General features: G+C 34.5%; 11 protein-coding genes. 9 read left to right on the top strand and 2 right to left on the bottom strand.

Annotation, left to right across the window (positions count from 1 at the left end; genetic code table 11):
- Positions 1-14: 14 nt before the first annotated feature.
- From DN410_RS18470 to mutL, 8 genes are all read left to right on the top strand, one after another.
- Positions 15-938, top strand: coding sequence for a dipeptidase (locus DN410_RS18470; protein ID WP_149177541.1), 924 nt, complete (start codon positions 15-17; stop codon positions 936-938).
- Positions 939-1,164: 226 nt separating this feature from the next.
- A complete protein-coding gene (locus DN410_RS18475; RefSeq protein ID WP_071713261.1) occupies positions 1,165-2,922 on the top strand; it encodes a 2-oxoacid:acceptor oxidoreductase subunit alpha in 1,758 nt (585 codons plus the stop codon).
- Positions 2,909-3,775 carry a 2-oxoacid:ferredoxin oxidoreductase subunit beta gene (locus tag DN410_RS18480; protein ID WP_149177542.1) on the top strand — a complete coding sequence of 289 codons (867 nt, stop codon included), beginning with the start codon at positions 2,909-2,911 and terminating at the stop codon, positions 3,773-3,775. Before DN410_RS18475 ends, DN410_RS18480 begins: the two co-directional genes overlap by 14 nt.
- Before the next feature lie 428 nt (positions 3,776-4,203).
- Positions 4,204-5,733, top strand: a complete 1,530-nt coding sequence (gene miaB / locus DN410_RS18485; RefSeq protein ID WP_149177543.1) for a tRNA (N6-isopentenyl adenosine(37)-C2)-methylthiotransferase MiaB — start codon at positions 4,204-4,206, stop codon at positions 5,731-5,733.
- A 3-nt stretch (positions 5,734-5,736) separates the two neighbouring features.
- A complete protein-coding gene (locus DN410_RS18490) occupies positions 5,737-6,168 on the top strand; it encodes a YlbF/YmcA family competence regulator (RefSeq protein WP_149177544.1) in 432 nt (143 codons plus the stop codon).
- Between the two features lie 126 nt (positions 6,169-6,294).
- Positions 6,295-6,837, top strand: a complete 543-nt coding sequence (gene cotE / locus DN410_RS18495; RefSeq protein ID WP_088230066.1) for an outer spore coat protein CotE — start codon at positions 6,295-6,297, stop codon at positions 6,835-6,837.
- A 181-nt stretch (positions 6,838-7,018) separates the two neighbouring features.
- Positions 7,019-9,691, top strand: coding sequence for a DNA mismatch repair protein MutS (gene mutS, locus DN410_RS18500; protein ID WP_149177545.1), 2,673 nt, complete (start codon positions 7,019-7,021; stop codon positions 9,689-9,691).
- Between the two features lie 8 nt (positions 9,692-9,699).
- Complete coding sequence (gene mutL, locus DN410_RS18505; protein WP_149177546.1) at positions 9,700-11,643, top strand: DNA mismatch repair endonuclease MutL; 1,944 nt, start codon at positions 9,700-9,702, stop codon at positions 11,641-11,643.
- Positions 11,644-11,931: 288 nt separating this feature from the next.
- Here mutL and DN410_RS18510 read toward each other — a convergent pair whose 3' ends face one another.
- Both DN410_RS18510 and DN410_RS18515 read right to left on the bottom strand, forming a co-directional pair.
- The gene (locus tag DN410_RS18510) at positions 11,932-12,699 is read right to left on the bottom strand and encodes a GNAT family N-acetyltransferase (RefSeq protein WP_149177547.1); all 768 of its coding nucleotides are present in this window, start codon (positions 12,697-12,699) and stop codon (positions 11,932-11,934) included.
- A 504-nt stretch (positions 12,700-13,203) separates the two neighbouring features.
- Positions 13,204-13,392: a hypothetical protein gene (locus DN410_RS18515; RefSeq protein ID WP_000461139.1), complete on the bottom strand. Its 189-nt coding sequence runs from the start codon at positions 13,390-13,392 to the stop codon at positions 13,204-13,206.
- Positions 13,393-13,846: 454 nt separating this feature from the next.
- Between DN410_RS18515 and DN410_RS18520 the strand changes: the two genes are divergently transcribed.
- The gene (locus DN410_RS18520; RefSeq protein WP_149177548.1) at positions 13,847-16,660 is read left to right on the top strand and encodes a dynamin family protein; all 2,814 of its coding nucleotides are present in this window, start codon (positions 13,847-13,849) and stop codon (positions 16,658-16,660) included.
- Positions 16,661-16,785 lie beyond the last annotated feature (125 nt).

A 16,785-nucleotide genomic window follows, 5' to 3' on the forward strand; every position in this document is an offset into this window, starting at 1 on the left:
ATGGAGGAATGGAAATGAAAATTTTTGATGCCCATTGTGATGTGCTCTTTCAGTTATGGAGTGCAAAGGGTAAGAAAGACTTTCGAAATGATCCACAATTACATATTACTTTTGAACAATTAAAGAAAAGAAAAGGAAGTATACAATGTTTTGCTATATATGTACCAGAAACAGTAGCGTACGAAAATCGTTTTGAAGTTGCGCTACAAATGATAGATATTTTTCATAGTGAAATTCTATCGCTAGCAGGAATGAAGTTTATTCAAACAAAAGATGATATTAACATGTTAAAACAGGACGAGATTGGAGCGCTGTTAACATTAGAAGGTTGCGAAGCAATTGGAAAGGATGCAATGAAATTACGGCTATTTTATCGATTAGGAGTACGTTCTTTTGGACTGACATGGAACTATGCCAATTTATTAGCCGACGGTGCGTTAGAGACGCGTGGAGCGGGTTTAACAACCTTTGGGAAACATATTGTACAAGAACTGAATATGTTACATTTATGGATCGACGTGTCTCACTTGAATGAAAGAAGCTTTTGGGATGTTATAGAAATTGCTAAAAACCCAATTGCATCTCATTCAAACTGCTATAAATTTTGTCAACATCCGCGTAATTTAAATGATGAACAAATTAGAGCACTCATAAAGCAAAATAGCGTGATTGGCGTTACGTTTGTACCGCAATTTTTAACAAGCGAAAGACAGGCGAATATAACAGATATAGTAAGACATATTGAATATATTTGTTCATTAGGTGGAGAAAAGAATATAGGCTTTGGTTCAGACTTTGATGGGATTTTGGAGACGGTTGTAGATTTAACTGCATATAGAGAGTATGAAAATGTAGTTAATGAGCTTTACAAACACTATGATGCATCTACGGTCGAGCGATTTTTATACGATAATTTTGTTGAACGTATAAGTTTTTGAGTTTTTGTTTTAAAAATTCAGAAAAGTTAAAATAAATTCATTTGATATTATTGATTTTTTTAAGACCTAATACTAGAATGAAAAACGAAATAGCTTTATACTAAAGATTCAGGGAAATCAGAAGAGGCATAATTTGCGTCCGTTGTAGTTTATTTGCATAAAAAATGCTAAACTATTACTGTAAAAAAATACACTACAATGAATGCAGCCAAAAGGGGTGTAGGAGATGATTAGTCAACTTTCATGGAAAGTTGGAGGCCAACAAGGTGAAGGAATTGAAAGTACAGGAGAAATCTTCTGTATTGCATTAAACCGATTAGGATATTACCTATACGGTTACCGCCACTTCTCATCACGTATTAAAGGCGGCCATACAAATAATAAAATTCGTGTAAGTACAACAGAAGTACGCGCGATCTCAGATGATTTAGACATTTTAATTGCTTTTGATCAAGAAACAATTGATTTTAATTTCCATGAACTACGTCCGGGTGGGATTGTAGTTGCCGATGCGAAATTTAATCCAACAATACCTGACAACACAGATGTGAATCTATATGTGATACCGTTTACAGACATTGCTTCAGAATTAGGCACATCATTAATGAAAAACATGGTTGCAGTTGGGGCGTCAAGTGCGGTATTAGGACTAGATGAAACAGCTTATTTAGATGTTGTTGAAGAAATCTTTGGTCGTAAAGGAGAGCAAGTCGTTCAAAAAAATATGGACGCAATTAAACGCGGCTCTCAATATATGAAAGAATTGCTAGGTGAGAAAGTAAACATGATGCAGCTTGAAAAAGCTGATGGTCAGAAACGTATGTTTATGATTGGAAACGATGCAATCGCATTTGGTGCGGTAGCTGGTGGTGCTCGTTTTATGTCAGCATATCCAATCACACCTGCATCTGAAATTATGGAATACTTAATTAAAAAATTGCCGAAAGTTGGCGGAACAGTAATCCAAACTGAGGATGAAATCGCAGCTTGTACAATGGCAATCGGTGCAAACTATGCTGGTGTTCGTACGTTAACAGCATCTGCTGGTCCTGGTCTTTCTTTAATGATGGAAGCCATTGGTTTAGCGGGTATTACAGAAACACCATTAGTAATTGTTGATACACAACGTGGTGGTCCAAGTACGGGATTACCAACGAAACAAGAGCAGTCTGATTTAATGGCGATGATTTACGGTACGCATGGTGAGATTCCAAAAATCGTAATGGCACCAAGTACAGTTGAAGAAGCTTTCTATGATATTGTAGAAGCGTTTAACTTAGCTGAAGAATATCAAGTTCCTGTTATCTTCTTAACAGATTTACAGCTTTCTTTAGGGAAACAAACTGTAGAACCACTTAAGTTAGATAAAGTGGAAATTCGCCGTGGTAAGCTTGATTTAGACATAGAAATACCAGAACGTGAGAATAAAGCATACTTCAAGCGTTATGAAGTAACAGAAGATGGCGTTTCACCACGTGTTTTACCGGGTATGAAAAATGGTATTCACCATGTTACAGGTGTAGAACATGATGAAATGGGTAAACCTTCTGAATCAGCAATAAACCGTAAAGATCAAATGGACAAACGTTTCCGTAAAATGGATAACTTGAAGTTTAATACCCCTGTTTATAAAAATGTTAAGCATGACGAAGCAGACGTATTGCTTGTTGGATTTAATTCAACTCGTGGTGCGATCGAAGAGGCAATGGAGCGTTTAGAACAAGAGGGTATGAAAGTAAACCATGCTCATGTGCGTTTAATTCACCCGTTCCCTACAGCTGAAATCGATCCACTTGTGAAAAATGCGAAGCGCGTTGTAGTTGTAGAAAACAATGCGACAGGTCAGCTTGCTAACATTATGAAAATGAATCTTGGTAATGGTGAGAAAATTTCTAGTCTTTTAAAATATGATGGAAACCCATTCTTGCCAAAAGAGATTTACAACGAATGCAAAAAAGGGGTTGTACTAAATGGCAACATTTAAGGACTTTCGTAACAGTGTAAAACCAAACTGGTGCCCAGGTTGCGGAGACTTCTCGGTGCAAGCTGCAATTCAACGTGCGGCAGCTAACGTTGGCTTAAACCCAGATGAACTTGCTGTTATTTCTGGTATCGGCTGTTCAGGTCGTATTTCAGGTTATATTAATTCATATGGTTTGCATAGTATTCATGGTCGTGCCCTTCCAATTGCACAAGGTGTGAAAATGGCAAATCGTGATTTAACAGTTATCGCATCAGGTGGTGACGGTGATGGATTTGCAATCGGTATGGGACATACAATCCATTCTATTCGTCGTAATATCGACATTACGTACATCGTAATGGATAACCAAATTTACGGATTAACAAAAGGGCAAACTTCACCACGTAGTGAAGCTGGATTTAAAACGAAAAGTACACCACAAGGTTCAATTGAACCGTCACTAAATGTTATGGAAATGGCTTTAACAGCTGGTGCAACATTTGTGGCGCAAAGCTTTTCAAGTGATTTAAAAGAATTAACACAAATTATTGAAGCTGGTATTAATCATAAAGGATTTTCATTAATTAACGTGTTTAGCCCATGTGTTACTTACAATAAAGTAAATACTTACGATTGGTTTAAAGAGAATTTAACAAAACTAAGTACAGTAGAGGGATATGATCCGTCTAATCGCATGATGGCTATGCAAACGTTAATGGAAAATAACGGATTAGTAACAGGTTTAATTTATCAAAATACAGCGCAACCTTCATACCAAGAACTTGTAAAAGGCTATAGTGAGAAGCCTTTAGTGCAATCTGATTTAAATATGGATCAGAAAATGTTTGATGAACTTGTTGCTGAATTTATGTAATGTAAGAAGAGGAGGTTGCCATTTGGCAACCTTTTTTAATGAATAAAAATATAAGGTAGTTATATTTACTTAGAAAATTCAGAATGGTAAAATAATATATAAATCGTTGTATGAAAATTGCATGTTCATTAACTAGGAAATGTAATAATAGGATAAGCCTTCTTCTTTGTAAAAATTGGCGAAACGCTTCATACTATGGTAATGTGTATAGGGATAAAGCAATATGCTTTTGGATAGGACAAAAGGAATACAAAAAGGGAATGTCTATTTGTGTGGGGAAGACTTCATTCTTATAGATGATTAGATTGATTACTCAAGTTTCAAAGGACAAGTTATCTCTCAAGCTATCTAACCATTTTTGAGGTGGGTCTAAGCGCATTAAAATGGACTATAGAGTGTGTATAGTTAAGGGTGAAAGGAGATTACCGATGAACGAGCAGCAACGATTAGCAAGTCAACAAGTGAATTCCTCTACGAAAAAAGACGAGAAAGATTATAGCAAATACTTTGAAAGTGTATACCAACCACCTTCCTTAAAAGACGCAAAAAAGCGAGGGAAAGAAGAAGTTAAAATTGAACGGGATTTTGGCTTACCTGAAGAGTTTCGCAATTTTGGTACAGGAAGAAAGTTCTATATTCGTACATATGGTTGTCAAATGAATGAGCATGATACAGAAGTAATGGCGGGTATTTTCACTGCACTTGGATATGAACCAACCTTTTCAACTGAAGATGCAGATGTAGTATTATTAAATACTTGTGCCATTCGTGAAAATGCTGAAAATAAGGTGTTCGGTGAACTAGGTCATTTAAAGTCACTAAAACGAAGAAATCCGGACCTTTTAATTGGTGTATGTGGTTGTATGTCTCAAGAGGAATCTGTTGTAAATAAAATTATGCAAAAAAATCAGCATGTAGATATGGTGTTTGGAACGCATAATATTCATAGATTACCGTACATCCTAAAAGATGCAATGTTCTCGAAGGAGACGGTAGTTGAAGTGTGGTCAAAAGAAGGAGACGTAATTGAAAACCTTCCGAAAGTACGCCGTGGTGATATTAAAGCTTGGGTAAATATTATGTATGGCTGTGATAAGTTCTGTACATATTGTATTGTACCGTATACACGCGGAAAAGAGCGAAGCAGACGTCCAGAAGATATTATTCAAGAGATTCGTCATTTAGCTGCGAATGGTTATAAAGAAATTACATTACTTGGACAGAACGTAAATGCATATGGGAAAGACTTTGAAGATTTAGAATACGGTCTTGGCGATTTAATGGATGAACTCCGTAAAGTTGATATTGCCCGTATTCGTTTTACAACGAGTCATCCACGTGATTTCGATGATCACTTAATTGAAGTGCTTGGAAAAGGTGGAAACCTAGTAGAACATATTCATTTACCAGTTCAATCTGGAAGTACAGAAATGCTAAAAATTATGGCGCGTAAATATTCACGTGAGCATTATTTAGAGTTAGTACGAAAAATTAAAGAAGCAATTCCAAGTGCAGTACTAACAACGGATATTATCGTTGGTTTCCCAAATGAAACAGATGAGCAATTTGAAGAAACGATGTCGTTATATCGTGAAGTAGGATTTGATACTGCGTTTACATTTATTTATTCTCCGCGCGAAGGTACACCAGCTGCAAAAATGAAAGACAATGTACCGATGGAAGTGAAGAAAGAACGTTTGCAACGCTTAAATACACTAGTAAATACGTTGGCAATTGAAAAGAATAATGGTTATAAAGGCCAAATTGTAGAAGTGTTAGTGGATGGGGAAAGTAAAAACAATCCTGAAGTACTTGCAGGTTATACTCGTACGAATAAACTTGTAAACTTCGTGGCTTCAAAATCTTTAATTGGTCAGCTAGTGAAAGTAAAAGTAACGGAAGCAAAAACTTGGTCTCTTAACGGGGAATTAGTTGAAGAGCCGATTGAGGTGAAATAATAGATGAAAGTATATACGAAAGACGAAATCGTTGAACAAGCGAAAGAATTAGCAAAAATGATTTCTGAAACAGAAGAAGTTGATTTCTTTAAGCGAGCAGAAGCGCAAATTCATAAAAATGAAAATGTAAAGCGCGCAATTGATGAAATTAAAGCACTGCAAAAACAAGCAGTAAACTTGCAGCATTACGGGAAATGGGAAGCTTTGAAAAAAGTAGAAGCTGAAATTGATGCCTTGCAAGATAAGTTAGACAATATCCCAGTCGTACAAGAATTTAAATCTTCACAAACATACGTAAATGATTTATTACAGTTAGTGGCTAGTACAATTTCTAACAACGTAACAGATGAAATATTAATTTCAACTGGTGGCGATATATTGAAGGGTGAAACTGGCGCAGCAGTAGACAGTAAAAAAGGAAATTGCGGTTGTTAAAGAGATGTCATATTGACATCTCTTTTTTTTAGTAGGTTAAACGTAAGTTCTTCTCGAAAAAAGAATGACACATTCCGCTATTGTCACGCATATGATTAAGTGAATAGTGATTGAGGAGGGTTACGAATGTCCGAATTTAGAGAGATTATTACAAAAGCAGTGGTTGGAAAAGGACGTAAGTATACAAAGTCAACGCATACATGTGAATCGAATAATGAGCCAACAAGTATTTTAGGGTGCTGGGTAATTAACCACTCGTACGAAGCAAGAAAGAATGGAAAGCATGTGGAAATTGAAGGTTTCTATGATGTGAACACTTGGTATTCATTTGATGGTAATACAAAGACTGAAGTTGTTACAGAGCGTGTGAACTACACTGATGAAGTAAGCATTGGTTATCGTGATAAAAACTTTTCTGGTGACGATTTAGAGATTATTGCTCGTGTTATTCAGCCACCAAATTGTTTAGAAGCTCTTGTATCACCAAACGGTAATAAAATTGTTGTAACTGTAGAACGTGAATTTGTAACGGAAGTAGTTGGCGAAACGAAAATTTGTGTAAGTGTAAATCCTGAAGGTTGCGTAGAATCAGATGATGATTTCCAAATTGACGATGATGAGTTTGAAGAATTAGATCCGAACTTTATCGTTGATGCAGAAGAAGAGTAATAGAAAGCTAGGGAGAAGTTCTTCCTAGCTTTTTACTTTACATAAGTGATGCTTGAATGAACATGATTCCTTATGAAATATGCTATAATGAAGAAAGACTCCTGAAATAGGAGATAAGAGTGTCCGTGAAATGTGACATATATGAATATAGATTATTATGTAAGAATTATGGAGGATAAGTATGACGCAATATACGCCTATGATACAGCAATATTTAAAAGTTAAGGCAGACTATCAAGATGCCTTTTTATTTTTCCGCTTAGGTGATTTTTATGAAATGTTCTTTGAGGATGCGGTTAAAGCAGCCCACGAACTTGAAATTACATTAACGAGCCGAGACGGTGGTAGTAGTGAACGTATACCGATGTGCGGTGTACCGTATCATGCGGCTAAAAACTATATTGAACAGCTTGTTGAAAAAGGATATAAAGTAGCGGTTTGTGAGCAAGTAGAAGACCCAAAAACAGCTAAAGGTGTAGTGCGCCGTGAAGTCGTACAATTAATTACGCCAGGGACGATGATGGAAGGGCGTACAATAGATGAGAAAGAAAATAACTTCTTAGCTGCATTAACACATTTTGAAGATGGATCATATGCGTTAGCTTGTAACGATTTAACGACTGGACAAAATACAGTAACGTTATTGACTGGCTCAGTAGAAGATATTTTATTAGAAGTGTATGCAACTGGTTCGAAAGAAATTGTTGTAGATTCTTCCTTTTCTAAAGATGAACTAAACAAGTTAACTGAAACGCTAAAAATGACGATTTCATATGAAGATGCAACGACAATTCCTGAAGGGTTAGAACATCTTGTGAAAAATGTTTCACAAGCAAAGTTAATTAAAGCAGTTGGACGCTTATTTAACTATGTGATAAGAACGCAAAAACGTTCATTAGATCATTTACAGCCAGTGGAAATTTATTATACGAATCAATTTATGAAAATTGATGTGCATTCAAAGCGAAATTTAGAGCTAACAGAAACACTTCGAACGAAAGAAAAAACAGGGTCATTATTATGGCTATTAGATAAGACGAAGACGGCTATGGGTGGTCGTATGTTAAAACAGTGGATGGAACGTCCACTTATACAGAAAGAACGAATTGAAGAGCGTTTAGAAATGGTTGAAACGTTTGTAAATGATTACTTCTTACGTGAAGATCTAAAAGAAAAATTAAAAGAAGTATATGATTTAGAACGTTTAGCAGGGAAAGTTGCATTTGGTAATGTTAATGCAAGGGACTTATTACAGTTAAGACGATCTTTACTGCAAGTACCAGCCATTTTAGAAGCGATTAGTTTATTAGATAACGCGTATGCAGCGAGATTAATTCAAGGTGCAGATCCATGTGAGAGCTTAACAGAATTGCTAGGAAGAAGTATTCAAGAAAACCCACCGCTTTCTATTAAAGATGGAGATATTATTAAAGACGGTTATAATGACAAGCTTGATCAATATCGTTACGTGAGTAAAAACGGAAAAACTTGGATTGCTGAGCTTGAAAAACGTGAGCGTGATATAACAGGTATTAAATCGTTAAAGATTGGTTACAACCGTATTTTCGGTTACTACATTGAAGTAACGAAAGCGAATCTTGGAGCACTTCCAGAAGGTCGCTATGAGCGTAAACAAACGCTTGCTAATGCTGAACGTTTTATTACAGATGAACTAAAAGAAAAAGAAACATTAATCTTAGAAGCAGAAGAAAAAATTGTACAACTAGAATACGATTTATTTACAGCGCTTCGTGAAGAAGTAAAAGTGTTTATTCCGAAATTACAGCATTTAGCGAAAGTAATTAGTGAATTAGACGTACTGCAAAGTTTTGCGACAGTTAGTGAAGAAGAACAGTTTGTAAAACCTGTACTAACAACGAAGCGTGAAATCTTTATTAAAGATGGTCGTCATCCTGTAGTTGAAAAAGTATTGAACGGGAAATTGTATGTACCGAATGATTGTATTATGCCAGAGAATATGGATGTCTTTTTAATTACAGGACCGAACATGTCTGGTAAAAGTACGTATATGAGACAATTAGCACTTGTAACAGTTATGTCGCAAATCGGTTGTTTCGTACCAGCAACAGAAGCAGTATTACCTGTATTTGATCAAATCTTTACGAGAATTGGTGCAGCGGATGATTTAATTTCAGGTCAAAGTACATTTATGGTCGAAATGTTAGAAGCGAAAAATGCAATTGCAAACGCATCAGAAAGAAGTTTAATTTTATTCGATGAAATTGGACGCGGTACATCTACGTATGATGGTATGGCACTTGCACAAGCAATCATTGAACATATTCATGACCAAATTGGTGCAAAAACGTTATTCTCTACGCATTATCATGAATTGACGGTGCTAGAAGAAAGTTTAGATCAACTGAAGAATGTACACGTTTCAGCTATTGAAGAGAACGGAAAAGTAGTATTTCTTCATAAAATTCAAGATGGAGCAGCTGATAAAAGTTACGGAATTCACGTTGCACAACTTGCGGAGCTTCCAGATAGCTTAATCGCTCGTGCGAAAGAAGTGTTAGCGCAGCTAGAAGGACAAGAAGAAATTATTATTCCAAAGCGTGCAGAAGTGACAGTACAAGAAGTTGCTCCAGAACCAGTGGTTATAAAAGAAGTACCGGTAGAAGTGCAAGAAGAGAAAGAAGTGACTGAAGAAGAATCACAACTATCTTTCTTTAGTGCAGAGCAGTCTTCGAAAAGACAAGACAAGCCAGTTTTAGATGCAAAAGAAACGGCAGTGCTTGCGCAAATTAAAAAAATTGATTTACTTGATATGACACCTTTAGAAGCGATGAACGAACTGTATCGCTTACAGAAAAAGTTAAAGAAAGGATGAGTAAGTAGATGGGGAAAATTCGCAAACTCGATGACCAACTCTCTAACTTAATTGCGGCAGGGGAAGTAGTAGAGCGCCCTGCCTCAGTCGTAAAAGAACTTGTGGAAAATTCTATCGATGCGAATAGTACATCTATTGAAATCCACTTAGAAGAAGCTGGTTTATCGAAAATTCGCATTATTGATAACGGTGATGGTATTGCAGAAGAAGATTGTATCGTCGCTTTTGAACGACATGCGACGAGCAAAATTAAAGATGAAAACGATCTGTTTCGCATAAGAACACTCGGTTTCCGCGGCGAGGCATTGCCAAGTATTGCCTCAGTTAGTGAATTAGAATTAATCACTAGCACAGGTGATGCACCTGGCACACACCTTATCATTAAAGGTGGAGACATTATAAAACAAGAGAAAACGGCGAGCCGAAAAGGAACAGATATTACAGTACAAAATTTATTCTTTAATACACCAGCGCGTCTTAAATATATGAAAACCATTCATACAGAGCTTGGGAATATTACAGATATCGTGTATCGTATTGCAATGTCACATCCAGAAGTATCGTTAAAGCTATTTCATAATGAAAAGAAATTGCTTCACACATCAGGAAATGGTGATGTAAGACAAGTACTTGCATCGATTTATAGCATTCAAGTGGCGAAGAAGCTTGTTCCAATTGAAGCTGAATCTTTAGATTTCACAATTAAAGGTTATGTAACATTACCAGAAGTGACGAGAGCATCTCGTAATTATATGTCAACGATCGTAAATGGCCGTTACGTTCGAAATTTCGTATTAATGAAAGCCATTCAGCAAGGATACCATACATTACTGCCAGTCGGGCGATATCCAATCGGCTTCTTATCGATTGAAATGGATCCAATGCTAGTTGACGTTAACGTGCATCCAGCGAAATTAGAAGTTCGTTTTAGTAAAGAACAAGAATTACTAAAGCTGATCGAAGAAACATTGCAAGCAGCATTCAAAAAAATACAGCTCATTCCAGATGCAGGTGTAACAACGAAGAAAAAAGAAAAAGATGAAAGTGTGCAAGAACAGTTCCAGTTTGAGCACGCGAAGCCGAAAGAACCATCCATGCCGGACATCGTTTTACCGACGGGCATGGATGAAAAACGAGAAGAACCACTGGTTGTGAAACAGCCGGCACAACTGTGGCAACCGCCAAAGCAAGAATGGCAACCACCACAGTCACTCGTAAGAGAAGAACAAAGTTGGCAGCCATCTACTAAGCCGATAATGGAAGAACCAATTCGGGAAGAGAAATCGTGGAACAGTAACGATGAAGACTTTGAATTAGAGGAATTGGACGAAGAAGTTCAGGAAATAGAAGAGATTGAAATGAACGGTAATGATTTACCGCCCCTTTATCCAATTGGACAAATGCACGGAACATATATTTTCGCTCAAAATGATAAAGGCTTATATATGATTGACCAGCATGCCGCACAGGAACGTATTAATTATGAATACTTCCGTGATAAAGTAGGACGAGTAGCACAAGAAGTACAAGAACTACTTGTACCGTACCGTATCGATTTATCTCTTACCGAATTTTTACGTGTCGAAGAGCAACTAGAAGAACTAAAAAAAGTCGGTTTATTCCTGGAACAATTCGGCCATCAATCCTTTATCGTCCGCTCGCATCCAACGTGGTTCCCGAAAGGACAAGAAACAGAAATTATCGACGAAATGATGGAGCAAGTCGTCAAACTAAAAAAAGTTGATATTAAAAAACTACGAGAAGAAGCTGCTATCATGATGAGCTGTAAAGCTTCCATTAAAGCAAATCAATATTTAACGAACGATCAAATATTTGCTTTACTTGAGGAACTTCGTACAACAACAAACCCATACACATGCCCGCACGGAAGACCGATTCTTGTGCATCATTCTACTTATGAGTTGGAGAAGATGTTTAAGAGGGTTATGTAGGGATAATGTATTGAGGTAAAAGTTAATCTTACTGAGTTAAAAATAAATTATAAAAAAGATGACTTCGGTATTATACCGAAATCATCTTTTTTGTTTTAGAATAAAGCTTGTTTAAATGAATGCCAATAACCTTGAGAAACAAACAAAAAGAAAAAACGTGTTTTGAAAAAAGATTGATCAAAACACGTTCTTAATTGTTTCAATTGGATCATTTTTTTATAAAAAGTTGGATTATTTCCTGCCTATATTGCTCAACAATCCCGCCTTGTAGCTTAATAAGAAAACCTTTTATTCAAATACAACCATTTCTCCGACATCTATAAATCCAAATCGCTTATAAATATTTTTTCCATCATCTGAAGCTTGTAATACAACTGGCTTTTGTTTATCCTTTGTTTGATTTAGAAGAAATTGAAACATTTCACTGCCAATTCCTTTACCTCTAAATGTTTCTTTTGTCATCACATCATAAATACCATAACTATCTTTGCTTTCTATTAATAAACCAGTAGTCACAGGCATTTCATCTATGCATCCAATAAACATTTGAACTTTTGAACCTAATTTCATTTGTGAAAACTTATTAAAATAATTTTCTAATGCATCTTTTTCGGGTGTACCTTCAAATAAGCTCATAAATACTTCTCTATATTTCAAAAGTTCTTCATTATTTTTTACATTAGTAATTATAAGCTGATTGGAAATCCTTTGCCCAACATTAAGTGTATTTTCAAGTTTCATCATTACATTGCGTTCTGCTTCTTTTTGGTCATATTCTTGCATAAGTTTTGTCCAGTCCTCGGTTAAATACCGAGCATCAATCCAAATACTAAAGGGATATTTTTTATCAGAAAAATTATCGATTCCATGTTTAATCTTAACTGCATTTTTGATATTTGGAGATTTCGGTAATACTACATTGAACGTATCAGTAGGGATTTTTGTATTTGCTATGACGAAATCTTTTTCTTGTGTAAGTTCGCCGCTAACTGCATGAGTAAATACTTTTAATTTTTCTTCCAAATTGTTTATTACTAATTGTTGATTTGTAATCATGCTTTTGCACCTTTCAATTTAATTTAGCACGCTTTTTTTATTATAAGTTGACTTAAATACTAAATAACAGTGTTCACAGTATTTACATCCTCCCATAATATTCAGAAAACATTGAGGTGATTTGTTCTCTTTCCGAATAATCTGCCCGTTTGTTGCATAAGTAGGAAACGAAATGCTCTTAAACTGACAAGTCGATTCAATCAAAGGAAAGTAGTTAAGGTAATTTTTCCTCGACAACAGTTAATATGTAGAGTTAATTGTTAAACGAAAATATGGCGGAGTGATTTTGTAGTTTATTTAAATTTGAGCGTATCAATCTTAAGGTTGTAAGTAGTTCTAGACTAAGATAACTTTCATTTATCTATGTATAAAAAAGCGCCGTATATCAGCACTTTTTAAAGGTACGTAAATTGTATAATAAAAATTTCTACATTACTAAACATATAACTATGCATGGCCAAATATTGATTCTTATTTGGCTAATTGTTATAAGGATCAATATGATTATTTATTTTTATTATTATTATTAATTTTTTCAGTATATAAAACTTGCTCTTTATAATGCTTTTTAATTGGGAAGTTATGTGTACCTGTGCCGTTCTTGAATTTTTTATCAATGGGGTTCTTTAGGGGAACTGTTGTAGTTTCAGTAAATTCATATGGGTAATTTATTTTAGATTTATCTTCAAACATGAAAGTGCCTCCTTTTAGGATTTCCTGAATTCTTTACTATAACATGATATGCATATAGATTTTTTTGGACTAGTTATTTATATAGGTTAGAACAAATTAATTACATAACTACTGAAATATTTTAAAGGAAAACAATTGGAGAAATATATGATAATGATTTCTTTTATTTGTTAGGGAAGGGGATTTTGCATATATATTCGTTATAAATTGTTTTTATAATATGACTTATATAGGTTTTTCTTGATAATATAATGCGGGGGGATTATAGTCTTATTAGGTTATTAGGAACATTTAATGCTGTTTCATAACTGAAAGAGAATTGAAAAAAAACTGAAACTTTTCTCATAAAAATTCAATCTAACTTGAAAAATGAAAGGAAAATGAAATTTTCCAAAAGGTATTCTTTGTTAAGATAAAAAGCATACATACAAAAAAGTATTGACATATCTTAAAAATGTATTTTCGAGATATAGTGGGGGAAAAGATGAGAGTAGAAAAACAATTAATAAAAAAGATGTATTATGAAACGTTCCTAATGGAGAATGAAACAAAACCACCTCTTGACGTACTCGGAGAAGTTTATGTAAATGAAGAAAAAAATGAGATTTCTGATGGATCTTATATTCGTTTTGCACAAGGTGAATTTTATTATCGCCATCAAGATTTTGAAGCAGCTATTTTTAAATGGGAGAAGGTTGGTAATGAATTAACGCCATGGGCACAAAAAAATATTGCGGATGCTTATTTCGAACTTAATCAATTATCAGTTGCTGAAAATGTTTATACTTCCATTACTACTGATAATAAAATATTGATGACCGAAATTAGACTACAATTACTTTCTCTTTACATAGAGCAAAATAATTTTGATTCAGCTTTCGCTGTTATTAAAGAAGCGGTTTCTTTAAATCCGGATTATCCGAATGTCACAAAAATTGCCCGTTCCTTTTATGAGGAGCAGCAAGATTTTGATAGTGCAGTAGAGCTTGCTGTGAATGAGTTAATTCGAACAGAATCTTATCCATGGTTTGAGGTGTTAAAAGGATATATCGATAAAGGATTTACTAAACATATTTCACCAGATTATTTTTATGATGCATTAGTTACATTAAATAATGTAGATCAAGTACAATTTACGCAAATGGTTTCATCACTTTGGAACAGTTATAAAAATGAACAAAATTACTTATTGTGGCTTAACACGATAAATGAATTTTTCTTACATATTGAAATACATTCGTCCGATATTTGGGACAAAATTTCTTCTCTTTACGAAGAAACATACTTTGCATTAATTCAAGGGAAATATATGCTTAGACAATTACACGATATCATTCCAAATCTTTTAACAAATTGGTTAAAAGTAGTCAATCCGTCTTATGCTGTATTTCCATCTGCAGCTGTATTGGCATGGGATGAAATTTTCCCTTCCAAAATGGATGTAGCAAATATACAACATGCGGAAAATCTACTTTCATATTCTGTTAATCATGTGAATGGTTTAGAGTACAGTCTACATCTTTTTGAATCTATTACAGAGTGGGCACAAAAGCATAATATAGAAATAGGTCACCGATTTAGATGGTTAGTTGACGAACTCGCAGATTTAAGAACAAATCGTATTTTAGTAACGGGAACTTCAGGAAATGGAAAAACTGCATTTGTTAACTCTATATTAGGAGAAAATATATTAGAAAACGCCATCTCAAATGTAGTAGTTTTAAAAAATGATGCTCATACAGAAATTAACGCTATATCAGATTCAGCAATTACAACAACTGAAGATTTCTTTGATTACCATAATATAATGTCGTTACACCACCAAACATATAGAGATAGAGCATGTGTTGAATTTAAATTACCATGCAGATTTTTAAGTGAAAATAAACTTACATTTGTAGTTACACCTGGCTTTAATAGGAATAACGACACTAGGGATGAGGTATTTGAATATCTAAATTCTGTGGATGAATTATTGTTTGTATTGAATGCGGATTCACCTTTTACTGATAAAGAACGTGATATTCTATTAAGCATTCAAGAACATACACCAAATTTACAAGTGCATTTCTTATTAAATAAAATCGATAACATTTATAGTGAAGCAGAAGTGAAAAGAGTACTACATGATACGGCAGCGAGAATAAACACATATTTCCCACATGCGAGGATTTTCCCTTATTCTTCGTTATATACAAGTAGTCAACAATTGAATGAATTAACGGAGTTTATTCATTTTAACTTTTCTCATAAAAATATCGATGCAGAACGTACTGAAAAGCTGTTGTTTTTCATTCGAAAAACAATTACATATCTTTTGGATAAACGCGTTGAGAAAGAAAATAATCTAATGGATGCTATTAATTGGAATGAAGATATGCTAGTGAAACTAAACGGTAGCATTAATAACCTTACTGCATTTGAGAGGGAAAAAATTCATTTCATTACAGAGTCATATCGTACAATGAAAACTGAAATTACGAATGATCTTACTGAAAATATTCCGAAGATATTACAGGGTTGTTCTGATTTAATGAGTGAAGAAAGCGATTTCGGTCACATGGATATGGAACTAAATAAAGCAATGAATGAAAGAGTGCATAAATATTTAGAACAAACTGTATTACCTAATCTTGCTCTTTCTATGCAAAATTGGATTGCAACTTCTAATAATGAGCTCCTTCAAAGTCAATCGTACTTAGAAGAACTTAGTGAAGGACTTAATTCTTTATTTGGAGAAAATCGAATACAGTTAGAATGTGACTTTAAAGTGCTTGATGACTGGCGCAGAGATACTGACAGAATGACGACTAGAATACAAATGGATGAAGTAAATATTTTACGTCGATTTACACCAGCACAATTTTTACTGAAAAGTGCCGGTAAATTATTTGGAGTTCTTCCTAAAAACAAAGCTATGCTATATAACAAATACAAACAGTATGTAGAAAATGAAGATTATACCGAGGTAACGGATTCTATTATGAAGAAATTTTTCTTGCAATTTGAGCTATTTGAAAACACACAAGAGCGAGATATTAATATATTCTTTAGGAATCCATTTAACTCCTTGAAACAAGCTGTAGAAAATACACAATTAGAAATACAAGAAAAACAAGAGATGTTACATAAAATGAAATCAAATCCTGAAGTATATCATGATTCTATCATGCTCTTTGAATTGAGATTACGTCAATGTGAAGTGATTTTAAATATAGGTGATGATTATACTTATACAGATGTAACTTTAGAAACAAGCGTAGAATAAAAGTAAAATATATAAGAGTTTTTATTTGAAATTGCATCATGTGTTATAAGAGAGTAAAAGGGAGCAACTGTAACGAGTTGCTCCCTTTTCATATTAAGATTATTTTTCAGTCTCTTTAATTTTAG

It is taken from the genome of Bacillus sp. SH5-2 (genome assembly GCF_008368905.1).
GTDB classification, from domain to species: domain Bacteria; phylum Bacillota; class Bacilli; order Bacillales; family Bacillaceae_G; genus Bacillus_A; species Bacillus_A luti.